The sequence below is a fragment of the Actinomadura montaniterrae genome (genome assembly GCF_008923365.1).
In the GTDB taxonomy this organism is placed as follows: Bacteria; Actinomycetota; Actinomycetes; order Streptosporangiales; family Streptosporangiaceae; genus Spirillospora; species Spirillospora montaniterrae.
On sequence record NZ_WBMR01000071.1, the window covers coordinates 19,403 to 41,972 of the forward strand.

Annotated in this window: 24 protein-coding genes and 1 pseudogene; 18 read left to right on the forward strand and 7 right to left on the reverse strand. The window is 73.8% G+C overall.

Annotation, left to right across the window (positions count from 1 at the left end; all coding sequences use genetic code 11):
* Positions 1-62: 62 nt before the first annotated feature.
* Positions 63-794: a TioE family transcriptional regulator gene (locus tag F9B16_RS23450; RefSeq protein ID WP_225991885.1), complete on the forward strand. Its 732-nt coding sequence runs from the start codon at positions 63-65 to the stop codon at positions 792-794.
* Between the two features lie 56 nt (positions 795-850).
* Here the strand turns inward: F9B16_RS23450 and F9B16_RS23455 are convergent, their stop codons facing one another.
* The gene (locus tag F9B16_RS23455; RefSeq protein WP_151542265.1) at positions 851-1,951 is read right to left on the reverse strand and encodes a helix-turn-helix domain-containing protein; all 1,101 of its coding nucleotides are present in this window, start codon (positions 1,949-1,951) and stop codon (positions 851-853) included.
* Positions 1,952-2,153: 202 nt separating this feature from the next.
* Between F9B16_RS23455 and F9B16_RS23460 the strand changes: the two genes are divergently transcribed.
* Positions 2,154-3,590, forward strand: a complete 1,437-nt coding sequence (locus F9B16_RS23460; protein WP_151542266.1) for an FAD/NAD(P)-binding protein — start codon at positions 2,154-2,156, stop codon at positions 3,588-3,590.
* A gap of 16 nt (positions 3,591-3,606) precedes the next feature.
* Here the strand turns inward: F9B16_RS23460 and F9B16_RS23465 are convergent, their stop codons facing one another.
* Entirely contained in the window at positions 3,607-4,113 is a 507-nt protein-coding gene (locus tag F9B16_RS23465; protein WP_151542267.1) for a winged helix-turn-helix transcriptional regulator, read from the reverse strand.
* A 69-nt stretch (positions 4,114-4,182) separates the two neighbouring features.
* Here F9B16_RS23465 and F9B16_RS54175 point away from each other — a divergent pair.
* Positions 4,183-4,572, forward strand: a pseudogene (locus F9B16_RS54175) (class I SAM-dependent methyltransferase); the annotation flags it as partial.
* 406 nt (positions 4,573-4,978) lie between these two features.
* On the opposite strand, the gene F9B16_RS23475 reads toward F9B16_RS54175, so the two are convergent.
* On the reverse strand, positions 4,979-6,319 hold the full coding sequence (locus F9B16_RS23475; RefSeq protein WP_151542268.1) for a tyrosine-type recombinase/integrase: 1,341 nt from the start codon (positions 6,317-6,319) through the stop codon (positions 4,979-4,981).
* 284 nt (positions 6,320-6,603) lie between these two features.
* On the opposite strand from F9B16_RS23475, the gene F9B16_RS23480 reads away from it, so the two are divergent.
* The 4 genes from F9B16_RS23480 (at position 6,604) to F9B16_RS23495 (ending at position 10,560) form a co-directional block, all read left to right on the forward strand.
* Positions 6,604-7,896 carry a coiled-coil domain-containing protein gene (locus tag F9B16_RS23480; RefSeq protein WP_151542269.1) on the forward strand — a complete coding sequence of 431 codons (1,293 nt, stop codon included), beginning with the start codon at positions 6,604-6,606 and terminating at the stop codon, positions 7,894-7,896.
* A 332-nt stretch (positions 7,897-8,228) separates the two neighbouring features.
* Entirely contained in the window at positions 8,229-8,768 is a 540-nt protein-coding gene (locus tag F9B16_RS23485; protein ID WP_225991886.1) for a DUF1062 domain-containing protein, read from the forward strand.
* A gap of 233 nt (positions 8,769-9,001) precedes the next feature.
* Positions 9,002-9,409, forward strand: a complete 408-nt coding sequence (locus F9B16_RS23490; protein ID WP_151542271.1) for a YciI family protein — start codon at positions 9,002-9,004, stop codon at positions 9,407-9,409.
* Positions 9,410-9,414: 5 nt separating this feature from the next.
* Positions 9,415-10,560, forward strand: a complete 1,146-nt coding sequence (locus F9B16_RS23495) for an RNA polymerase sigma factor (RefSeq protein WP_151542289.1) — start codon at positions 9,415-9,417, stop codon at positions 10,558-10,560.
* Between the two features lie 9 nt (positions 10,561-10,569).
* On the opposite strand, the gene F9B16_RS23500 is transcribed toward F9B16_RS23495, so the two are convergent.
* From F9B16_RS23500 to F9B16_RS23510, 3 genes are all read right to left on the reverse strand, one after another.
* Positions 10,570-11,916 (reverse strand): HAMP domain-containing sensor histidine kinase, encoded by a 1,347-nt coding sequence (locus F9B16_RS23500; protein WP_151542272.1) that lies wholly within the window; start codon positions 11,914-11,916, stop codon positions 10,570-10,572.
* A gap of 134 nt (positions 11,917-12,050) precedes the next feature.
* Positions 12,051-12,821: a GNAT family N-acetyltransferase gene (locus F9B16_RS23505; protein ID WP_151542273.1), complete on the reverse strand. Its 771-nt coding sequence runs from the start codon at positions 12,819-12,821 to the stop codon at positions 12,051-12,053.
* Positions 12,814-13,587 carry a TetR/AcrR family transcriptional regulator gene (locus F9B16_RS23510; RefSeq protein ID WP_151542274.1) on the reverse strand — a complete coding sequence of 258 codons (774 nt, stop codon included), beginning with the start codon at positions 13,585-13,587 and terminating at the stop codon, positions 12,814-12,816. Before F9B16_RS23510 ends, F9B16_RS23505 begins: the two co-directional genes overlap by 8 nt.
* Before the next feature lie 106 nt (positions 13,588-13,693).
* Between F9B16_RS23510 and F9B16_RS23515 the strand changes: the two genes are divergently transcribed.
* A complete protein-coding gene (locus F9B16_RS23515; RefSeq protein WP_151542275.1) occupies positions 13,694-14,830 on the forward strand; it encodes an FAD-dependent oxidoreductase in 1,137 nt (378 codons plus the stop codon).
* Between the two features lie 51 nt (positions 14,831-14,881).
* Here the strand turns inward: F9B16_RS23515 and F9B16_RS23520 are convergent, their stop codons facing one another.
* Positions 14,882-15,415 carry a YbhB/YbcL family Raf kinase inhibitor-like protein gene (locus tag F9B16_RS23520; RefSeq protein WP_151542276.1) on the reverse strand — a complete coding sequence of 178 codons (534 nt, stop codon included), beginning with the start codon at positions 15,413-15,415 and terminating at the stop codon, positions 14,882-14,884.
* 150 nt (positions 15,416-15,565) lie between these two features.
* On the opposite strand from F9B16_RS23520, the gene F9B16_RS23525 reads away from it, so the two are divergent.
* The 10 genes from F9B16_RS23525 to F9B16_RS23570 all read left to right on the forward strand — a co-directional run.
* The gene (locus F9B16_RS23525; RefSeq protein ID WP_151542277.1) at positions 15,566-16,285 is read left to right on the forward strand and encodes a GntR family transcriptional regulator; all 720 of its coding nucleotides are present in this window, start codon (positions 15,566-15,568) and stop codon (positions 16,283-16,285) included.
* 56 nt (positions 16,286-16,341) lie between these two features.
* On the forward strand, positions 16,342-17,205 hold the full coding sequence (locus F9B16_RS23530; RefSeq protein ID WP_151542278.1) for an SCO6745 family protein: 864 nt from the start codon (positions 16,342-16,344) through the stop codon (positions 17,203-17,205).
* Positions 17,206-17,295: 90 nt separating this feature from the next.
* Complete coding sequence (locus F9B16_RS23535; RefSeq protein WP_151542279.1) at positions 17,296-17,826, forward strand: toxin-antitoxin system HicB family antitoxin; 531 nt, start codon at positions 17,296-17,298, stop codon at positions 17,824-17,826.
* 95 nt (positions 17,827-17,921) lie between these two features.
* Complete coding sequence (locus F9B16_RS23540; RefSeq protein ID WP_151542280.1) at positions 17,922-18,767, forward strand: DUF4097 family beta strand repeat-containing protein; 846 nt, start codon at positions 17,922-17,924, stop codon at positions 18,765-18,767.
* Positions 18,768-18,796: 29 nt separating this feature from the next.
* Entirely contained in the window at positions 18,797-19,798 is a 1,002-nt protein-coding gene (locus F9B16_RS23545; protein ID WP_151542281.1) for an ATP-binding cassette domain-containing protein, read from the forward strand.
* Entirely contained in the window at positions 19,795-20,598 is an 804-nt protein-coding gene (locus F9B16_RS23550; protein ID WP_151542282.1) for an ABC transporter permease, read from the forward strand. The genes F9B16_RS23545 and F9B16_RS23550 overlap by 4 nt, the downstream gene beginning before the upstream one ends.
* A 67-nt stretch (positions 20,599-20,665) precedes the next feature.
* Complete coding sequence (locus tag F9B16_RS23555) at positions 20,666-20,851, forward strand: hypothetical protein (RefSeq protein WP_225991887.1); 186 nt, start codon at positions 20,666-20,668, stop codon at positions 20,849-20,851.
* A gap of 1 nt (position 20,852) precedes the next feature.
* On the forward strand, positions 20,853-21,194 hold the full coding sequence (locus F9B16_RS23560; RefSeq protein ID WP_151542283.1) for a VOC family protein: 342 nt from the start codon (positions 20,853-20,855) through the stop codon (positions 21,192-21,194).
* A 14-nt stretch (positions 21,195-21,208) separates the two neighbouring features.
* The gene (locus F9B16_RS23565) at positions 21,209-22,063 is read left to right on the forward strand and encodes a class I SAM-dependent methyltransferase (RefSeq protein WP_151542284.1); all 855 of its coding nucleotides are present in this window, start codon (positions 21,209-21,211) and stop codon (positions 22,061-22,063) included.
* Positions 22,064-22,147: 84 nt separating this feature from the next.
* Positions 22,148-22,570 (forward strand): alpha/beta hydrolase (locus F9B16_RS23570; protein WP_192808956.1); only part of this gene is annotated, 423 nt, incomplete at its 3' end.

Here is a 22,570-nt window from a genome sequence, read left to right on the forward strand (position 1 = left end):
AAGTCGGTTGAAACTTAGGCCGCATTAGCGCCCGGCAGGCTCTGTAAAGTCTCAAATCGGTGATGACCCTGCGACCAGCTGACCTCGCCCGCGAGCACGGCCTCTCGACCCAGGCGGTCCGCAACTACGAGCAGGACGGGTTCCTCCCGCCCGCCGAGCGCACGCCGACCGGATACCGGATCTACACCGAGGCGCACGCGGCGGCGCTGCGCGCCTACCTCGCGCTCGTCCCCGCCTACGGGCACGCGGCCGCGGGCCGGATCATGAACGCCGTCCACGGCGACGACCTCGACGGCGCCCTCCAGACCATCGACCGCGGCCACACCCGGCTGCTCCGCGACCGGGACACCCTCGGCGCGGTGCGCGACGCGGTCGACCACCTGATCGCGGACTCCGGCGCCGGCCCGGGCCCGGCAGGCCGCGCGGAGAGCCGCACCATCGGCGAGCTCGCGCACCGGCTCGACATCACGCCCGCGACCCTGCGCAACTGGGAGGCGGCCGGCATCCTCACACCCGCCCGGGACCGGGCCACCGGCTACCGCGTCTTCCACGCCGGCGACATCCGCGACGCCGAGCTCACCCATCTCCTCAGACGCGGGGGCTACCCGCTGAGCCACATCCGCACCGTTGTCCAGCAGGTCCGGCAAGCCGGCGGCACGAGCGCCCTGGCCGCCGCCCTGGACGGCTGGCAGCGCAAGCTCACCGCGCAAGGCCTCGCCATGCTCGACGCGTCCGTCCAGCTGAGCCACTACCTGTCCATGCGCAACGAGGAACACGGGAGCCGCGGGCCGTGAAAGGGCTGGAGAGCAGGACGGCTGACTGGCCCGGCGCCGGGGACGCTGCGGCAGGATCAGGTTCGGAGGGAGGACGCCGGTTCTGACAGCGCGGGCCAGTAGTGGTCGGTGAACAGGCGGGCGACCAGCGCGCCCCGGCTCGAGACACCGGCCTTGGTGAAGATCGTCTTGAGGTGGTCGCGGACGGTGTGCGGCGAGATGAACAGCGCCGCGGCGATCTCGGCGGTGCTCATCCCGCGCGCGGTGAGCTGGGTGATCTGGAGCTCCCGCGAGGTCAGGCCGTACGCCTCGGCGACCAGGACCGCCAGGTCGGCGGGTGTGGCGGGCTCGATGACGAGGGCCACCGGGCCGGGCCGGCCGCCGGGTCTGGTGAGGCCCGAGGCGTGGCAGGTCAGCCAGCGGCCGTCGGTGGTCCGGATGCGCGTGCGGGCGCTGCCTCGGTCCCAGCCGTCGGCGACGGCGCGTGCCTGGAGCACCGTGCCGATCACCCAGATCGGCAGCTCCAGCCCCAGCGGTGTCGGGAACGACGGCCCTTCCGGCAGCCGCGCGAGGTGGTGTCGCGCCTCGTCGTTGGCCGATATGGCTTCACCGGCCCCGTCGAAGAGGATCAGGCCGGACGCCGGGGAATCGGTGCCGCGCGCGGGCGCGGGCGGACGGGCGAACGTCCGCAGCCGCTCGGCCAGCGGACGGGACAGGCCGGCGACGAGTTCGGTCTCGTGCGGACGGAAGGCATCGGTGGTGCGGAACAGGCTCACCAGGCCCCACGGCCGGTCGCCGATTCGGAGCACGGCGCGCAGCTCGTCGTGTACGCCCTGGCCGAGCAGCAGGCGCCGGAACCGGGCGCTGCGGGCGGGCAGATCGCCTGTGGCCGCGCGCAGCCCCGCCGCCGGTACGGAGGCGCGGGCAAGGTCGCGGAACGGCAGGACGTTCTCCTCCAGCAGCTCGCTCCGCCAGTAGGCGGCGCAGCCCTCGCCGGAGCCCATGTTCTCCACCAGCATCGGTGCGGTGATCAGGCCGGTCTCCGGGTCGGCGGCGGTCCACACGGCCGAGTGGAACGGCACCAACCGCCGCAGCCGGGCGGAGACGCGGCCGAACAGGTCCAGAGCGTCGGCGGCCTGTCCGGCGGCTGCCAGCACCGGTCGATGTCGATCGGTCATGCACGTCTCCTCAAGTGATCGGCCCGCCCGCCGCCTGCCCGGGTCTTCGCAGGTTCCACAGCCCAGCCTGCCCTGCGGCGCCACGGCATGGACCCCCTCGTTTGAGGGGGCCGTGCGTCGCCGATCCCCCGGGAAGCGGGGATGGGGCGCGCCGGCGAGGACCGGCAGGGTCGGTGGCACACGACCACCGGAGAGGGAGAACATGGACATCGCGATCGTCGGGGGAGGCGCGGCGGCCGTCGGCCTGCTGGACGCGCTCGCCGCCACCGAGGGCACCGCCGCACTGGGCGGGACCGGCACCATCACGGTCTTCGAGCCGTCGCCGCACCTGTGGCGGGGACGACCGTACGTCCCGGACCTGGAAGCGGTTCTGGTCAACACGCCACCCGCGCTCATGTCGGTCCGGGGTGGCGACTTCGGCCATTTCGCAACCTGGCTCGGTAAGCGCGGTGCCGACCACATCGACCCGCTCCTCGGCCAACCGCTGGTCCCGCGCGCCGTCTACGGCGAGTACCTGGTCCACTCGGCGGAGAAGGCCGTGGCGGCTCTGGGAGAACAGGGTTGGCCGGTGCGCGTCGTGGCCGCGCGGGTGACCGAGGCCACCGCCCGGTCCGGTACGCGTCTGGTCCTGCGTACCGACGACGGGCAGGAGCACGAAGCCGACCGCGTGGCGCTGTGCCTGGGCGGGGGAGCGCCCCCGGACGCGTACGGGCTTGCCGGCGAAGCGGGCTTCACCGCCGATCCCTATCCGCTCGCCGACACGCTCGACCACATCGCCGCCGGCGACGATGTGGCGGTCATCGGCAGCGGCCTGACGGCCGTCGATGTCGTCGTGGCGCTCGCCGCGCGCCGGTACCCGGGACGGATCACGCTGCTGTCGCGCAGCGGGGTGCTCCCGTACGTCTGGCAGCGCCCGGACGGTCGGCGTCCCGTGCACGTGACCGTCGAGCAGGTGGCGAGGCTCCACGACGCCCAGGGATCCCTCGCGCTCGACGACCTCGTCGGCCTGCTGCGCAAGGAACTGGCCGACGCGGGAGAGGACTTCGACGAACTCGCCGCGTTGCTCCGCAGCACTCGGACGGACGACCCGGTCCGGCGCCTCCGGCAGCAGATCGCCGCGGTCGACGACCGCCGGATCGGCCGCCGCGTGTTGCAGGAGACGGCGCACACCGTCGGCCCGTACGCCTGGCGCCTGCTGCGCGAGCCCGACCGCGCATGGCTGCGGCGCCATCACCGCACGGCCACGAGCGTCGCCTCGCCCATGGTTCCGGTGAACGCGTCCATCCTGATGCGGCTCCTGGACTCCGGCCAGCTCACCGTCTCCTCCGGCGTCACTGCGGTCGAGCCGGTGAACGGGCGGTTCCGGGTGCGGGACGCCGGGGGCCAACACACTGCGCACGCCGTCGTCAACGCCGTGAACGCGCCCGCGCACGCGGTCCCGGGCGCGGCTTGGCCTCTGGTCCGATCGCTGGAGGGCGCCGGTCTGGCCACCCTCCACCGGTCCGGCGGCGTGGTTCCCACCGACCCGCGCGTGAACGTGGTCGGCGACCTGGCCGGCGGCGGCTCGTTCATCACCTCGAGCATCGCCGGCGTGGTCGCGCAGGCGTCCCGCGCCGCCGTGGCGCTCCGGACACCTTGACGTCGATGCGGATGCGTCAGGGCGAGGGGGCGCGGCGAGCGATCAGCGGGCCGATGACCTGGGTTCCGGGGCCGATGCAGCCACCGGGGCCGGGGAGTTGGGTGGTGTTGTCGGCGGTGAGCTCGTGTCCGCAATGGACGCACGTGGTGACGGCTTCGGTGTCGTGGCCGCACTCCAGGTGGTGGATGCGCACGGGCGGACCGGACTCCCCGTACCAGCGGTCGCCCCATCGCATCAGGGCGAGCAGGACGGGATACAGCTCCTTGCCCTTCTCCGTTGCCAGGTAGTGCTCCCGAGGCGGACGGTCCTGGTAGCGCTCGCGGACCAGCACGCCCTCCTCCACCAGCCGGGCGAGCCGGGCGGAAAGGACCTTGCGCGAGACGCCCAGGTCGCGGGCCAGGTCGTCGAAGCGGGTGACGCCGACCAGGACGTCCCGCATGATGAGCGCCGTCCACGCGTCCGCGAACAGGTCGGTGGCGCGTGCGATCGAGCACGCGACGTCGGCGAGCGGGGTCCTGGTCACCCCCCGAGCCTACTCGAGTTCCCTTAGGAGACTAATGTGGGTCTCCTAAGGGAACTCAGGAGGGGTGGCATGGGACCGACCATCGAACTAGACTCGCGGGCGCCCGGCGCGATCGACGGACGCCACATCCGGGCCCTCACGTTCCAAGGCGTGCGGCTGGAGTACGTGAGCTTCACGCTCCGCCGGCTCGGGATCGAGCCGGCCGGACGGTCCGCACTGGTCGTCGGCAGCGGGCGAGGCCTGCTCGCCCGAGGGCTGGCGGGACTCGGCCTGAACGTCGTCGCGCTGGACCCGTCCCCCGAAGCGACCGCGATGGCGCAGGAGGCGGACGGCGGAGAGGCCGTCGAGTACGCGACCGCGCCCGCCGAGGATCCCGGGCTGGCCGGCGCGTCCTTCGACGTCGTCTTCCACACCGACACCTTCGAGATCACCGGCGACCTCGACCGGGTCGTCGCGCATGCGGCCAGGCTCCTGCGGCCCGATGGCGTCCTGTTCTACGACACCGTCAACCGGACGCCGGTGTCCCGGCTGATCTACCTGGGCGCCTTCCAGGCGCTGCCGCAGACCCGCATCATGCCGCGCGGCCGCTACAGCGCCGCGCGGCCGCTACAGCGCCGCGCGGCTGCGCCCACCGGAGGAGGTCGCGGCCACGCTCGCCGCACACGGCCTGCGGAACGAGGACGTCTGCTCCTTCAAGCCCGCCAACGTCCTCGACCTGGTCCGGGCCACCGTCGCACGCCGCAAGGGAAGGATCGACGACGAGGCGATCCCGGGGATGACCCGCTTCGTCCTCGAGCCGGACGGCAAGCCGATCGTCACCTACCTCGGCCACGCCCGCAGGCGGTAGCGGGCGGGGCGTTTCGGGCTACCGGCCCGGAGGGGCGTCCGGCGGGAACAGGTCGTCGAAGATTCCGGCGGCCTGGTCGGCGTGAGCGGTGGCGCGCTGGTGCTTGGTGCGGCGTTCCCAGTAGCCGACGGTGGTGGCGGGGTCGACGTGGTCGGCGAACTCCTGCACTTCGGCGAGCGGGACCCCGGCGTCGAGCATGTGCGTGATGCGGGACGCGCGCCAGACATGCGGGGTGAGGTCCCGGCCGGGCAGCACGCCGGCGGCCCGGCCGAGCCGGGTGGTGATGCGGTCGACGTCATGCCGGTCCAGGCGATCGCCCTTGGCGTCCAACAGCAGCGGCCCGCGCGTGCGGGTGCCGACGTGCCGGCGCAGCAGGTCCGCGCAGCGGTGCGGCAACGGCATCGTCCGGCGCTTGCCGCCCTTGCGGGTGACGATGAGGGCGGCGCGGTCGCCGTCCCGGACGAGGTCGGTCACATCGGCCGCGCACAACTCGGTGACACGGCCGGCCAGGCTGTACAGCAGGAGCACCACCAGCAGATCCAGCTCGCCGGACGCGCACGCGGCCACCGCGCGGACCTGGTCCACCTCCAGCACCGGGGTGGAGCCCGCGGTGCGCTCGGCGGTGACGCGCGGCCGATCGTCCTGCGTGACCGGATTGACCGGAGGCGGGTCCATCCGCCCGGCCGCGTAGACGTGCAGCGACGACAGGCACGCGACGTAGCGGCCGATGCTGCGCGACGCGACACCCGCGGCCTCCTGCCGCAGCCGCCACATCCGGACATGCTCGCGGGTGAGGCAGCCGACGGAGAACGCCTCGTGACCGAGTTCGCGGGCCAGCGGCGCCCAGACGCGGCGCAGGTCGTCGGCGTAGGTGCGCTTGGTGGCGGCCGAGCCGCGGCGGGTGCTGCTCAGCCAGTCCAGCACCAGCGCGAACGTCCGCGGTGTGCACGCCTCGGCCAGCAGCTCGATCCGGCGCCGGTAGATCCGCCGCCCGCCGATCCGGGCGACCTGCACCTGCCCGAGGTCGGCGTCCAGTTTGGCCAGCGCGTCGGCGGCCAGCGGGGCGGCGGGGTGTGCCAGGCTCCTGGCGTCCGCCACCACCGGGGGAGCGGCGTCCGCCGCTACGCCTGAACCGGGCGATCCCTGTGTTCCCCGCGTCGCTGCGCCGGTGGACTCCGGATCGGCGGGGGCCAGCACAACGCCCTCCAGAGGTTCCCCGGTCTCCTCCGAACGCTCGCTGGAGACGGGCACGGTCGGCCCGGACGCGGCCCGCTGCACTGCGGTGACCGCAGCCTCCTCGGCAACGGCGCTGGTCGGGCTGCCGTTCACGGCGTCGTTCGCCGCATCGTTCGAGGTCACGACCGCTCTTTGCGCCGCGAGCAGGCGACCGAACTGGGCGCGCCGGACCGGGCCCCGAAGCCGCCCCGACGGCCGAGCCCGGCCGGCCTGTGTCGCTCGTCCTCGTCCGCCGGTGGGACGGGGTGGTGCTCCGAGGGTGCCTGCGGCGGCGCGGAGCGGTGCGTGTTGATCACCTCGGCAGCATAGCGCATAACCCGGATTATGCGCTTGACTGATTTCTTGTCACAGAAATCCGTCAGCGTGTTTTCATTTCTCGCTCCGAGGTTTGTGGAAGCATGATCGGCATGGCTGAGCGTGAGATCCCCGCCCGTCCCGGCCCGGCTGTGCCCGCGAGCAGGCCGCCGACCGGGGCGCGCCATACCGAGACGGCGCGGACGACGGACCCGGAAGAGCAGGGGGACAGGCAGGGGCGGAGGCTGCCGCCCGGGGCGGATCCGTCCGCACCGTGGGGCCGGTGCAAGCACTGCGACACCCCGCTGCCGCGGCCGCCCAAGACCCGGGGGCGGCGGCCGGAGTACTGCCCGGTCGAGCGCGACGCCGACGGCCGGACGCTCAAGGACTGCCAGGCCGAGGCGCACGCCGCCGGCCGCAGCCTCTCGGCGGCCGCGGTCAAGGAGCCCCTCGCGGCGCTGCGCGCGGTGCTCACCCAGGCCGCGGCCGACGCCCGCGCCCGTGCGGACCGGGAGGCCCAGGCCGCCGACCGCATCGAGGAGATCATCGCCACCGTCGTCGACCGCAACACCGCCCTGGAGCAGCAGGCGGCACAGGCCGAAGAGAGCGCGCGTGCCGCGGAGGACGCGCGGCGCCGCGCCGAACAGGGCCATGACGCCGCCCGCGCCGCCGCGTCCGCCGCCGGACAGGCACAAGAGCGCGCCGAGGAACGCGCACTCGCCGCCGAACAGGTCGCCGCCGCCGCGCGCGCCACCGCCCAGGCCGAGACCGCGGCGCGCCAGTCCGCCGAGGAGGCCGCGCGCACCCTGCAGGAGCAGTACGACACCGCGCACGCGCGGTTGCAGGCCACCGAACGCGACCTCGCGCAGGCCCGTGACGAGGCGGAGCGAGCCGGCCGCCGCGCCGAGCAGACCCGCGACGAGATGCAGCGGGCCCTGGACGCGGCCCGCCAGGAGCATCAGGACACCCGCACTCGGCTCGACCAGCAGACCGGCCGACTCACCGAAGCCCAGACCCGACTCAGCGAAGTCCAAGCCCGTCTCACCGAGACCACCGCCGAGCTGACCGCCGCCCACGACGAACTCGCAAGGCTGCGGGCCGCGCTCACCACCGCCGAGGACGCGGCCCACGCCGCCGACGTCCGTGCGCGGGAGGCCGTCGAGCGCGCCGCCGGTGAACGCGACGCCGCCCGCGAGGACCTGCTCGTCGAGACCACGCGGCTGCAGGCGCAGGTCGACGCCCTCACCGCCGAACGCGACGCCGCCCAAAAGGCGGCCGCCGCACATCTCGAACGCGCCATCCGCGCCGAGCACGTCCGAACCGACGCGGCCGTCCCGGAGCGGACCGACGGCTCCTCCGCCACCGGTACGACCAGCACCGATCCCCGAGACACTGAGCCGAGGTGACGCTCATCCACCTGGGCCTGTGATCGGCGCTATGACGCTGCGCCCGACTGGGGCCAGGTGAGCTTCAAAGAGCGTCGAACGGAAAACCCATTGAATCTTCCTTCGGCGTTCCCATAGGTTGCCCGCGGCCCCATCGCAGTGAGGACAGAGGACAGAACCGCGTGACGCCGCCTGCTCTTTAGACCTGACACCTTCTTCGCTCACCTGTAGCCGACGCATCGTCGTCGGCTCTGCCGGGCTGCCCTGGTGCGCCCGGCCGTACAGCGTCCGAGGCCGCGCGCAATCGGCCTCGTGTCAGGTCCAGAGAGATCATGTCTTCACAACCTCATACCGTGCTGCCCTGGGTCGTCCGCCGGACCAGGCTGCCTCTGCTGTCGCTGCGGTGCGCGGACTGCCGTTCGGAGTCCGCCACCACCGGCGACGGCAGGTTCCGCGTCAACGCCAACGGCAAGCTGCTGGACGTGTGGCTGCTGGTCCGCTGCGTGTCCTGCGGCCGGACGAGCAAGCTCACCGTGCATGAGCGCGTCCCGGTGAGATCCCTCGATCCGGCCGAGCTCCGCGGCTACCGCGTCAACGATCCGGGTCTGGTGGCGTCCAGGCTGCTGGATCCGCTGCTCGCCCGTCGCAGCCGCTTCACCCTGGACTGGACGGGCGCCTGGCGCCTGGACGCCCCGCCGGCATCGCTGGACGAGGCGTGGCCGGTCCAGGTGGAGGTCGCCTTCGAGGATCCGGTCCCGGTGCGCCCGGACCGGCTCATCGCGCAAAGGCTCGGCCTCAGCAGGAACGAGGTGCTGCGCCGGATCAAGTGCGACACTCCACTGCGCCGTCCGACGAGTTCGGGGTTCAGGTTCACCGTGATGCCCGCGGACTAGCGGGGATGTAGTTGCGGCAGGCGCGTTCCCTCTGCGGCCTCCGCGCGAGATGCACCTCGCCCGGGGGCGCCTCCGGCGACATGGAGGCGCCCCCGGGCGCCCCCGGGACACGCGGAGCGAGCGAGCCGGAGCCCGTCAGAAAAGGTCTCGGTGGGATGTCGAGAACGCGCGTGCGGCTCCGTCCCCGCAGTGAACCACGGCCACAATGGCCGGACCGCACCGAGGAGAACACGATGGCCAAGTACCTGTTGCTCAAGCACTACCGGGGCGCGCCGGCACCGGTCAACGACGTGCCGATGGACCAGTGGACGCCGGAGGAGATCTCGGCGCACATGCAGTTCATGCAGGACTTCGCCGCGCGGCTCGAGGCCAGCGGCGAGTTCGTCGACGGCCAGGCGCTCTCCCCGGAGGGCACGTTCGTCCGCTATGACGGCGAGGGGCGGCCGCCGGTCACCGACGGGCCGTTCGCGGAGACCAAGGACCTGATCGCCGGGTGGATGATCGTCGACGTCGACACCTACGAGCGGGCGCTGGAGCTGGCCGGTGAGCTGTCCGCGGCTCCGGGGGCGGGCGGGAAGCCGATCCACGAGTGGCTCGAGGTGCGCCCGCTCCTGACCGCGCCGCCGACCATCACGGAATGAGCATGGTGGACGAGGCCCTGCTGAGGACCCTCACCCCGGCGGTGATCGGGGTCCTCGGCCGCCGCGGAGCGGACTTCGCGGCGGCTGAGGACGCCGTGCAGGAAGCCCTGGTCGAGGCCCTGCGCGCGTGGCCGGACGATCCGCCGCGCGACCCAAAGGGCTGGCTGGTCACGGTGGCGTGGCGCAAGTTCCTCGACGCCGCGCGCGCCGACGCCTCCCGCCGCGACCGCGAGATGCGCGTCGAGGAGGAGCCGCCGCCCGGTCCGGGCCGTGCGGTGGACGACACGCTCCAGCTGTACTTCCTGTGCGCGCACCCGTCATTGACGCCGGCCTCGGCCGTCGCGCTCACGCTGCGCGCGGTCGGCGGGCTGACCACGCGGCAGATCGCGCAGGCCTACCTGGTGCCCGAGGCGACCATGGCCCAGCGCATCAGCAGGGCCAAGCGGACCGTCTCGTCCGTCCGGTTCGACCAGGCCGGTGACCTCGCCACCGTGCTGCGGGTGCTGTATCTGGTGTTCAACGAGGGGTACGGCGGGGACGTCGACCTGGCGGCCGAGGCGATCCGCCTCACCCGCCGGCTCGCCGCCTTGACCGACGAGCCCGAGGTCGCGGGGCTGCTCGCGCTCATGCTGCTGCATCATGCGCGCCGCGCGTCCCGCACCGGCCCGGGAGGCCGCCTGGTGCCGCTCGCCGAGCAGGACCGGTCGCGCTGGGACACCGGCCTGATCGCCGAGGGGGTGACGATCCTGCAGGCCGCGCTGGCCCGGGACCGGCTGGGCGAATACCAGGCGCAGGCCGCGATCGCCGCCCTGCACGCCGACGCCCAGGCGGCCTGCGAGACGGACTGGGTGCAGATCGTGGAGTGGTACGACGAGCTGCTGCGCCTCACCGGCAGCCCGGTGGTGCGGCTCAACCGCGCGGTGGCGGTCGGGGAGGCCGACGGGCCGCGGGCCGGCCTGGCGGCCCTGGCCGAGGTGAGCCCCGGCCTGCCCCGCTACGCCGCAGCGAGGGCGTACCTGCTCGAACGCGCCGGTGACCTTGAGCAGGCCGCCGAGCTGTACGCCGAGGCCTCCCGCGCGGCGGCCAGCGTCCCGGAACGCGACCACCTCACCCGCGAGGCCGCCCGGGTGCGGCAGATGCTGCGACCGTGACCGCCGGCCCTAGCGGGTTCCGGGGGAGCCGTCGGATGGGGGAGCGAGGAGGGGGAGGCGGAGGGTGAAGCGCGCGCCGGACGGGCTGTCGTCGATGGTGAGGGTGCCGCGGTGCGCGGAGGCGATCTCGCGGGCGATGGCGAGGCCCAGGCCGGTTCCGCCGGCGTCGCGGCTGCGCGCGGTGTCGACGCGGGTGAAGCGTTCGAAGACGCGCTCGCGGTCCTCGGGCGGGATTCCGGGGCCGTCGTCGGCCACGGTGAGGGCCGCGTGGTCGTGGTCGGAGACGAGCTCGACCTCGACGGCCTCGGTGGCGTGGCGCTGGGCGTTGTCGAGCAGGCCGTCCAGGAGGCGCTGCAGGTGCGCGGGCACGCCCTGGACCCGGACCCGGGGGGTGAGGCGCGGCCGGATCGGGATGGCGTGGTTCTGCGCGGAGGGCGCCTGGTGGTCCCGTATCCCGCTCTCGACCAGGGCGGTGAGGTCGAGCGGTTCGGCCAGGTCGGCTCCGGTGCCGATCTGCGCGAGCAGCAGCAGGTCGGCGACGATGCCCTCCAGCCGGTCCGCGGAGCGGAGCGCCGCCTGGGCGGCGGTTTCGACGTCGGTGTCCTGCGGGTGCATGGCGAGGTCCTCGAGGTTGACGCGCAGCCCCGCGATGGGGGTCCGCAGCTCGTGCGCGGCGTCGGAGGCGAACTGGTGCTGGACGCGGACGGACCGCTCCAGCCGGTCGAGGGTGGCGTTGGCGGTCCGGGCGAGGCGCGCGACCTCGTCGTCGCCGGGCGGCTCGGGGACGCGGTGGGACAGGTCGCTGACGGTGATCTCGGCGAGTTGCGTGCGGATGTCGTCGACGGGACGCAGCGTGCGGCCGACGACCTGCCAGGTCGTCCAGGACGCCAGGGCGGTCAGCGCGACCACGCACCCGGCGAGGATCAGCTCCAGGATCGGGCTGGACAGGATCGTCGGGAGGGGGCGTCCGGCATAGACGACCGAGGAGTCCGCGGTAGGGGTGACGCGGATGGCGACGATCGTCAGGCAGCCCCCGCCGGACGCCGGGCACCGGGAGAACTCGCGGACCCGGTCGGCGGGGGGCGGCACGACGGCGCTGAGCGGCGGCCGGCCGGCGGCGGCCGGGCTGGCGTTGAGGATCCGCCTGTCGGCGCCGACCACCTGGAGGTACCGGACGCCGCCGGCGCCCGGGGGGATCGGGCTGGGCAGCGTCCGCTGCCGCACCGCGGCGCTGATCCGCCGCGCGGCGAGCTCGGTCCGCGCGAACGCGACGTCGTGCTCGTTGGACCGGACGAGCAGGTCGATGCCGACGGCGAGCACCGTGAGGACGAGCGCGGACACGACCGCGGCGATCATCGTGTCCCTGCCGCGGATCGACCGCGGCCACGAACGCGCGCGAGACCTCCCCACCGGCACCCCTCCCGTACCGCAGCCTCCCCGAGGCCGTCGGCCGCTAATCACCGCAGGTCAGCGAGATGCCTTCGGCGTGATCAGGCCGGTGGGGACCAGACGTGGGGGGTCGTGGTGGTGACGGCGGTGAAGCCGAGGCGCTCCAGGATGGGGCGGCTGTCGTCGGAGGCGTCGACCTGCAGGTACCGGTAGCCGAGTTCGGCGGCCAGGCGCGCCCGGACGGCCACGAGCGCCCGGTAGATCCCGCGGCCTCGCCACTCCTTCAGCGTGGACCCGCCCCACAGGGACGCGAACACCCCGTCCTCGCGGAGCGCCGCCCAGCCGGCCGCGACGACCCGGCCGGCGGCCTCGGCCGTGAAGATCGCCAGCCGGTCGGCGGCGGTGGCCAGGCCGCCGGCCAGATGGTCGCCGATGAAGCCGCAGTCGCGCCCCCACACCTGCGACTCCATCTCCACGATGGCGGGGATCGCCTCGCCGCCCACCCGTCTGATCACCACGCCCTCGGGTGCGGGCGCCGCGGCCGGCAGGTCGGCGATGCGGGCGATCACGACCGTCTCGGTGGGCTCGGCGACGAATCCGGCGGCCCGCAGCCGGTCGGGAAGGTCGCTGGGGAGGTCGTGGCCGCGGGCCTTCCATTCCACGGCCTCGCCGCGGGCGCCGAAGAAGGCGGTCTGCGCGGCGATGAGAGCGTCGACATCGTGCCCGGACAGGTCGCGCGGGCCGGTGACGAATCCGCGGTGCTCCCCGACGACCCGCAGCAGCGGCCCGTCCTGCTCGATCCACGCGCCCTGCGCGGGAACGCCCGTCCCGCGCAGATGCTCGTCATAGGCGGCCAGAAGATCCTCACTCATCCGGCGGAGGGTAACGACCCGCACCACCGCGCCGCGACGGCTTTTCGGCGGGTGAGGCCTCGCGGGGTGGGCTGAGGGCGGTGATGCCGGTGAGGACCAGGTCGATCCCGGCGAGGAACTGCTCGCGGTCGTCGTGGTCGCGCACTTGGCCGGCGACGGCTCGGGTGAACGGGTAGTCGCCGGGGTCGAGACCTTCCCAGGCCGTCGATACGGCGTCGAGGAACTCGGCGCGGCCGGTGCCGGGGCCGAGGGCACGGGCGCTTCCGGTGTTCGCGGCGTTCTGGCCGGCGGCGCCCAGGACGTAGTGCATCAGCGCCGAGGTCGCCGTGAACCAGTGGCCTTCGGGCACGCCCAGCGCGCGGACCTGCCGGCCGAGGCTCTCGAAGATCCGCGGCGCCACCGTGCCGGACGGGTTGCGGGAGAGCTGCGTGGCGAGCTGCGCGGCGAGCCAGGGGTGCTCCTCGGTCGCCTCGAACAGGCCGAGCGCGACGGCGCGGACCTCGTCCTGCGGCGAGCCCGGGGACTCGGAGGGCCGGACGGCCAGAGCGGCGGCGACGACGGCGTCGGTGGCGGCGTCGAGGAGCTCGGTCTTGTTCGCCACGTGCCAGTAGATCGCTCCGGGGCCGGTGGCGAGGCGCTCGGTCAGGGCCCGGAACGTCAGCCCGCTCTCGCCGGAGGTGTCGAGCAGTTCGACGGCCGCCTCGACGATGCGCTCGCGGGAGAGCGCGTCCGTGCGCCGCTGTGACCGGCCTGTCCGCGTTGCCATACCGCCATCCTGCCATGCCTGGAACATCGTTCCATCATGGAGCGTTGTTCCATTGGAACGGCGTACCAGAGGGGCCGCACCGGCCTCGCAAGCGAAGGAGATCACCATGACGACGCATGTCACGATCATTGGCGCCGGGCTCGGCGGCCTCACGCTCGCCCGCGTCCTGCACGTCCACGGGATACCGTCCACGGTCTATGAGGCGGAGCCGTCCCCGACGGCGCGCGCGCAGGGCGGGCTGCTCGACATCCATGAGCACAACGGCCAGCCGGCGCTTCAGGCGGCGGGCCTGATCGAGGAGTTCCGCGGCCTCGTCCTGGAGGGCCGTGAGGCGTCGCGCGCCCTGGCTCCGGACGGGACCGTCCTGCTCGACGAACCCGACGACGGCACCGGCGGCCGACCCGAGGTCCAGCGCGGCGAACTGCGGAAGCTCCTGCTGGACGCGCTCCCGGCCGGGACCGTCCGCTGGGGCCGCAAGGTCTCCGGCGTCCGGACCCTCGGTGACGGCCGCCACGAGGTGGCCTTCGCCGACGGCGCCACCGTCGTCACGAACCTGCTGGTCGGCGCGGACGGGGCGTGGTCGCGGGTCCGGCCGCTGCTGTCGGGCGCCGTACCCGAGTACAGCGGCACGTCGTTCGTCGAGACGTACCTGTTCGACGCCGACACCCGGCACCCCGCAGCCGCGAAAGCGGTCGGCGGCGGGGCGATGTTCGCGCTCGCGCCCGGGAAGGGGATCCAGGCCCACCGGGAGAGCGGCGATACCCTCCACACCTACGTGGCGCTCCGCAAGCCGCGGGACTGGTTCGCCGGCATCGACTTCACCGATCCCGCCGCGGCCGCCGCGCGGATCGCGCGCGAGTTCGACGGCTGGGCACCCGAGCTCACCGCGTTGATCACCGATGGCGACACCGCGCCGGTGCTGCGCCCGCTCTACGCCCTGCCCGACGCTCACCGGTGGGACCGCGTGCCCGGAGCGACGCTGGTCGGCGACGCGGCCCACCTCATGGTCCCGTCCGGCGAGGGCGCCAACCTGGCCATGCACGACGGCGCCGAGCTCGGCAAGGCGATCGCCGCGCACCCCGGCGACGTCGAGGCCGCGCTCACCGCGTACGAGCAGGCGCTCTTCCCGCGCAGCGCCGCGGAGGCCGCCGACGCGGGCCGTCTCCACGAGCTCATGTTCGGCGACAGTGCGCCGCACGGCCTGATCGCCATGTTCACGCGCCACGAACCCACCGTCGCCTGAGGCCGCGGATGTCCCCGGCCCACGATCGAAGGCCGGGGACATCCGTGCTGGTCAGGCGGCGGTCTCGGCGGTGGCGGTCAGCACCGCGCGGCCGAGGATGTGGCCGCTCATGGTGAAGCCGAGCAGGGCCGGGGTCGCGTCTTCCGGGACGCCGATGGAGTCGACGTCCAAGGCGTGCACCACGACGAAGTAGCGGTGCGGGCCGTGCCCGGGCGGCGGGGCGGCGCCGATGTAGCGGGCCGCGCGGGCGTCGTTGGGCAGCTGGAACGCGCCGTCGGGCAGGCCGGAACCGGTGTCGTCGCCGGCGCCTTCGGGCAGTTCGGTGACGGCGGCGGGGATGTCGGCGACGGCCCAGTGCCAGAACCCGGACCCGGTGGGGGCGTCGGGATCGTAGACGGTGACGGCGTAGCTGCGGGTGCCTTCCGGCGCACCGCTCCACGACAGGTGCGGGGAGACGTCCCGGCCGCCGGGGACGCCGGAGGACATCTGCTCCGCCGGCCAGGCCGCGCCGTCGCCGACGGTGCTGCTGGTCACGGAGAAGGCGGCCGCCTCGGGGAGGCGGGCGAAGGGGTCGTTGGCGCTCATCGAGTCTTCCCTTTCAGGTTGTGCCTGCGGGTGGCGGATGACGGCGGCCGTGGCGTCGTCGTGCGGCGCCGACGGTCCCCGGTCTCACCCACAAATCGACAGTAACACGGAAAATCGATTATTTGTCCGATCGTCGTCTATGCTAGCGGCATGCCCCAGACAGCCCACACCCCGTCCCCGCCGGAGAGCGGATCGGGGAAGCAGATGCTCTCCGAGCAGGTCCACGCGCGCCTCCGAAACGCGATCATGCGGGGCGAGCACGCCCCCGGCGACGCCCTCAAACCGCACGACCTCGCCAAGCAGCAGGGCGTGAGCCTGGCCGTGGTGCGCGAGGCGCTGGTGCGGCTGGTCGGCGAGGGCCTCGCCGACCGGCTGCCCAACCGCGGCTTCGCCGTCCCGGCGTACTCCGACCGCCGCTGGCAGGAGATCGCCGAGGCCCGCCGGGCCGTCGAACCGGTCATGCTGCGCATGTCCATCGAGCGCGGCGACGTCGACTGGGAGGCCCGGGTACGCGCCGCCCATCACCGCCTGGCCCGCACCCCGCCCTACCTGCCGGACGAGGGCGAGTACTACACCGAGGAGTGGTCCGAGGCCCACCGGGTCTTCCACCGCACCCTGCTGGACGGCTGCGGCAACCCCGTCCTGATGGACACCTTCGACCGGCTGTGGACCGCCAGCGAGCTGGCCCGGCGCTGGTCGGCGTACCACAACCCCGACCGGGACGCCGTCGCCGAGCACCGCCGGCTGGAGGAGACGGCGCTGGCCCGCGACGCCGACGCCGCGGCCGAGGTCCTCACGCTGCACCTCACCCTGACCGCGGCCGTGCTCGCCGACGAGGACGAGGACGACGACGCCCGGCCCGCGAAGTGAACCTGACACCCGCCGACCCCACGCCCCCAACTGTTCATCGACACGAAAGCCACGACATGACCTCCCTCGAGGGCGGCGCGGGCCGCCGCTGCCACGCCGCCGTCAGCCCCCTGCACGCTTGCGTGTACTTCGCGCCGGAACCTCAGGACGAGTACTCGGCGCTCGGGCTCGAACGCGGGCCGATGGCGTACTACGCGGGCCGCGCGGCCCCGCTCGGAACGGCCGACGCGGGCACCGTCACCGCGACGTTCTACAACTTCAACCACGAGCATGTCCGGCGCCACATCCCCGCCGCGTGGGACGTCGCCGCTCCGGGGGCGGTGCTCGCGGCCCGGTTGCGCGGCGCGGACCGCACGCTGCGGCGCCTGCTCGGCCGGGACGCCCTCGTCTCCAAGGAGATGGCCGAGGCGGCGGAGCTGGCGCTGCGCGCGGCCGAGGCGGGCCATCGGGAGGCGCGGCCTCTGTACTCCGCCAACGCCGACCTGCCCGTGCCCGAAGAACCGCATTTGGTGCTGTGGCATGCCGCGACGCTGCTGCGTGAGCACCGGGGCGACGGCCACCTGGCCGCCCTGGCGGTCGCCGGCCTACCGGGGATCGAGGCGCTGGTCCTGCACAACGCGACCGGCACGGCCCCGACGTCGGCGCTGTTCATGCGGACGCGCGGATGGTCGGCGGAGCAGTGGGCCGCCGCCCGGGACCGGCTGTGCGAGCGCGGGCTGCTGGACGGGGCGGGAGACCTCACCGAGTCCGGCGCGGCCCTGCGCGCGGAGGCGGAGATGCTCACCGACCGCCTTGACGCCGCCCCCTACGAGCACCTCGGTCCGGTCGCGACCGCGCGTCTCACCGAGCTGGCCGGCGGGTTCGCCGCGGCTCTCCGGGTGGCGGGCGCCTTCCCCGCAGTGCACTTCGGCAAGGGCTGAGCAGCAGGTGATGTCATCGGTGGCGTCAATTCGAGCGAAGTGACGTCACTTTGACTTGACCTGACGTCAATATGGCGTCATAGTTGTGGCATGGACTTGATGCCGTACGTCGAGAACCTGCGCCGTCAGCTCGCCGTCGCCGCCGAAGCGGGAGGGCCGGAGGCGCGGGCGCTGGCCGAGCGGCTCACCGGCGCGCTCGAATCGGCCGCGCGGCTCGCGCTCCTGGAGGCGCTGTCGGCCGCGGCGGACGAGATCACCCGCGATCTCGCGCCGGGCTCGGTCGACGTGCGGCTGCGCGGGGGCGACCCGGCGTTCGTGGTGACCCCGCCGCCGGTGCCGTCGCCGGAGAGCCCCGCCGGCGCGCCGGCTCCGACGGCGGCAGGGGTTCCGGAGGCCGTCCCGGCGTCCGGGGAGGAGGGCGGCACGGCGCGGATGACGCTGCGGCTGCCCGAGCACCTCAAGCTGCGCGTGGAGGAGGCGGCCGGCCGGCAGGGGATCTCGGTCAACGCCTGGCTGGTCCGCGCCGTGTCCGCCGCGTTCGAGCCCGGCGCGGGCGGCCGTCCCGCCGACCGGGCGCAGCAGCCCCAGAGCGGGCGCAGCTACACCGGCTGGGTGCGTTAGCGCCCTCGGCCCCACCTCTTCTCCCATCGACTTCTTCTCTCATCGCCCGGCGCCAGGCCGGGATGCCGGACCGGACCCATGAGGAGGGCTCCGCCATGCCTGCTTTCGACACCCCCGAGCCGATCACCGCCGACATCGACATCTACAGCGGCCGGATCCGGATCAACGCGAGCGACCGCGCCGACACCGTGGTGGAGGTGCGCCCGAGCGACCCGTCCACCGAGGCGAGCGTGCAGGCCGCCGAGCGGACGACCGTGGAGTTCTCCGGCGGGCGGCTGCTGGTCAAGGGGCCCAAGCCCAAGGCGCTGGCATACGTGCTGCCCTGGCGCGGCTCGATCGAGGTGACCGTCGATCTGCCCGCCGGATCCCGCCTGGAGGCCAAGGTCGCCGCGGAGATCGTCGCCACCGGGACGCTCGGCGAGACCGTCCTGCGTACCTCGATCGGGGACGTGCGCCTGGAGGAGACGGGGCCGCTGGAGGCCAAGACCTCCACCGGCGACATCACCGTGGACCGGGTGACCGGCCCGGTCGAGGCGGTCACCTCGACCGGCGCGATCCGGATCGGCGCCGTCGACGGCACCGGCACCGTGAAGGCCTCCACCGGTGCGGTCACGCTCGGCGAGGCGGCCGGGGACCTGCAGGTGAAGACCGGCACCGGCGACGTCACCGTCGGCCGCACGCTGGCCGGCCTCACCGCCAGGACCGCGCACGGCCGGATCCGGATCGGCGAGGCGGTGAGCGGCACCGTCCGGCTGGAGACCGGCCACGGCAAGGTCGGCGTCGGGATCGCCGAGGGCACCGCCGCCTGGCTGGACCTGCACTCCAAGAACGGCGTCGTGCGCAACACGCTGACCGCGGCGGACGGCCCCGACACCGCCGACGCGGTCGTGGAGGTGCACGCGCACACCAACTGGGGCGACATCGACGTCCACCGGTCCTGACCCCCCGAAGACCAGCAAGGAGACCCCTCATGAGCGACGCGATCACCGCCGAAGGGCTCGTCAAGAGATACGGCGGGGTGACGGCCCTGGACGGGCTGAGCTTCACGGTCCCGCGGGGGACGGTGCTCGCCCTGCTCGGCCCGAACGGCGCCGGCAAGACCACCGCGGTGCGGGTGCTGACCACGCTGCTGCGGCCCGACGGCGGCCGCGCCACCGTCGCCGGCCACGACGTGGTCGAGGACGCCCGGCGGCTGCGCGCCCACATCGGGCTGTCCGGCCAGTACGCCGCCGTCGACGAGCACCTGACCGGCGCCGAGAACCTGGAGATGGTCGGACGCCTGTACCACCTGGGCGCCAAGCGCAGCAAGGCCCGCGCCCGCGAGCTGCTGGAGCGGTTCGGCCTGGCCGACGCCGCGGACCGTCCGGTGAAGGGCTACTCCGGCGGCATGCGCCGCCGCATAGACCTGGCGGGCGCGCTGGTCGCCGACCCGCCGGTGCTGTTCCTGGACGAGCCGAGCACCGGCCTTGACCCCCGTGCCCGCGCCGCGCTGTGGGACACCGTCTCCGACCTCGTCGCGGGAGGCGGCACGCTGCTGCTGACCACCCAGTACATGGAGGAGGCGGACCGGCTCGCCGACCAGGTCATGGTGGTCGACCACGGGCGCGCCATCGCCCGCGGCACCCCCGACGAGCTCAAGGATCGGGTCGGCGGCAACCGCATCGAGCTGACCGTGACCGGCGCCGACGAGCTGGAGCCGGCCCGGCAGGCGCTCGCCTGGGTCGCCGTCGGCGCGATGCGGACCGCGCCGGAGTCCCTGCGGATCACCGTGCCGGTCACCGACGGCCCCGAGGCGCTGCGCCGCGTCCTCGGCCGCCTCGCCGAGGACGGCGTCCGGGTGCGGGACGCCGGGCTGCGGCGCCCGACCCTCGACGACGTCTATCTCACGCTGACCGGGCACCGGGCGTCCGGTGCCGGCGAGCAGGCCCGGCAGACCGGGCGGACCGGGCAGGCTGAGGAGGCCCTTCGATGAACGCGGTCATCATGCCCGTCGCCGACGGCTGGACCATCGCCAAGCGCAACGCCCTGAAGATCCGCCGGTCGCCGGACATGCTCGGCGGCGTGGTCATGCTCCCGGTCGTGCTGGTGCTGCTGTTCGCCTACGTCTTCGGCAGCGCCATCCACGTGCCGGGGATGCCGTACCGGGAGTTCCTGCTGCCCGGCATCTTCGTCCAGGCGGTGATCATGAGCGCGCAGATCACCGGGTACACCCTCACCCTGGACCTGCGGAAAGGCATCTTCGACCGGTTCCGCTCGCTGCCGATGGCGCCGTCGGCGGTGCTGATCGGGCAGACGGTCAGCGACCTGCTGATGAACCTGGCCGGGCTGGTCGTGATGGCCGCGGTCGGGCTGGCCGTCGGCTGGCGGGTGCACACCTCGCCCGCCGAGGCGGCGCTCGGGTTCGGGCTGCTGATGCTGTTCGCCTACGCGTTCTCGTGGGTCACCGCGACCGTGGCGCTGGCCCTGCGGACGCCGGAGAGCTTCAACAACATCGCCACGATGGTCTCCTTCCCGCTGGTGTTCGTGTCCAACGCCTTCCTCGACAGCTCCGGGCTGCCCGCGCCGCTGCGCGTCGTCGCCGAGTGGAACCCCGTCTCGACCTTCACGCAGGCGGCGCGCGAGCTGTTCGGCAACACCAGCTCCGCGCTGAAGACCGCGGACGTCTGGCCCATCCGGCACGCCGTGGCGGCGTCGCTGCTCTGGATCGCGGTCCTGCTGGTGGTGTTCGTCCCGCTGGCGACCCGTCTGTACAAGAAGGCCGTCAGCTCCTGACGGACGCCGCGGCACCCGCGGCTCTGCGGAAGGCGCGATCGAGCGGCGAGCAAGCTAGAGTGCTAGCATGCTCGCCGTGGGCGACGAGGACGTCAAGCAGTTCAACGTGTACCTGCCGATCGGGCTGATCAAGCAGGTCAAGCATCGCGCCATCGAGGCGGAGCTGTCGCTGTCGGCGCTGGTCGCGGAGGCGCTGCGCGCCTACCTCGACGAGAACGGCGGCGGGCGGCGGGCCGGCGAGGAGGAGGACTGACATGAGCACCGAGGGCTTCGAGGCCGTGTTCCTGGAGACGCACAACTGGGGGAAGGCGGCCGGGTTCTTCCGGTCGCTGGGGTTCGAGCTGGAGTTCGAGACCGATCACAGCTCGGGTCAGTTCCGCAACGGCGACGGCCCCTACGTCTTCATCGCCGAGGTCCCCGAGGACCGGGAGCCGCAGGCGCGGATGGTGCTGCGGGTGCCGGACGCGGAGGCGTTCCGTCCCGGCGCGGGCGTGGAGGTGGTGTCGCCGTTCGAGGACACGCACTACGGGACGCGGGAGATGACCGTCCGGGACCCCGACGGGCGGCTGTGGACGCTGCAGGCCCCGGGCAAGTGAGCGAGGGGGCCGGTGTGAGCGCCGAGGAGAAGGCGGAGCCGGAGCAGACGGCGGTGCGGGTCGCGCTGTGGCGAGCCCTGCACGTCCAGGTGGATGCGCCGCCGCACGTGATCGAGGACGAGGTCGGGCTGCGGCTAGTCGCGCCCGGTGACGGCTGGCGCCGGCGGCCGGACATGGATCCGGACGGCACCTCCCTGTACCGGGCGGGGATCGTGGCCCGGGCCCGTTTCGTCGAGGACCTGGTCGCCGAGGAGGCGGCCCGGGGCGTCGGCCAGTACGTCGTCCTGGGCGCCGGGCTGGACACCTTCGTCCAGCGCCGCCCGGAGGCGGCCGCCCGCCTGCGGGTGTTCGAGGTGGACCGGCCGGGCCCGCAGGAGTGGAAGCGCCGCAGGCTGGCCGAGCTCGGGTACGGGGTCCCGGACAGGCTGCGCCTGGTCCCGGTCGACTTCGAGGCGGAGTCGTGGTGGGAGCGGCTGGTCGCGGCCGGGTTCGACCCGGGCGCGCCGGCGGTGGTGGCCTCGGCGGGGGTGTCGATGTACCTGACCAGGGAGGCGAACGCGGCGACGCTGCGGCTGCTGTCGTCGCTGGCCCCCGGCTCGACGCTGGTCATGACGTTCCAGCCGCCGCTGGAGCTGATCGATGCGGCCGAGCGCCCGGCGCGGCGGGCCGCCGAGGAGGGCGCCCGCTCGTCGGGGACGCCGTTCATCAGCTTCTTCGCGCCACGGGAGATCACGGCGATGGCGCTGGAGGCCGGGTTCGAGCGGGCGCGGCACGTGTCGGCGGCGATGCTGAACGAGCGCTACTTCGCCGGCCGGGCGGACGGCCTGCGGACCTCCAGCGGGGAGGAACTGCTGGTCGCGGTCACCTGAACGCCCTGCCGGGGGGGCGATGGACGGGTTTGCGAACCACGTGGTTCACTTGTGGGGAGCGAACCCGTCCCTCCGGAGGCAGTCATGCAGACGTCCGTGCGGCGCGAGAAGATCCGGTTCGACAGCGGCGGCGCGCGGTGCGCCGCCTGGCACTACCCGAGCGCGAACGGCTCCTGCGTGGTCATGGCCGGCGGGTTCGGGGTGACCAAGGAGCCGGGCACCGACCGGTTCGCGGAGCGGTTCGCGCGGGCCGGGTTCGGCGTCCTGGCCTTCGACTACCGGCACCTGGGCGAGAGCGGCGGGCAGCCGCGCCAGGTCGCGCGGGTGGGGGAGCAGCTGGCGGACTGGCGGGCCGCGATCGCCCGCGCGCGGTCGCTGCCCGGCGTGGACCCCCGCGCGGTCGCCGCGTGGGGGTTCTCGCTGTCGGGCGGCCACCTGCTGCGCGTCGCGGCGCGCGAGCCCGGCCTCGCGGCGGTGGTCGCGCAGACCCCCGCGGTCGGCGGGTGG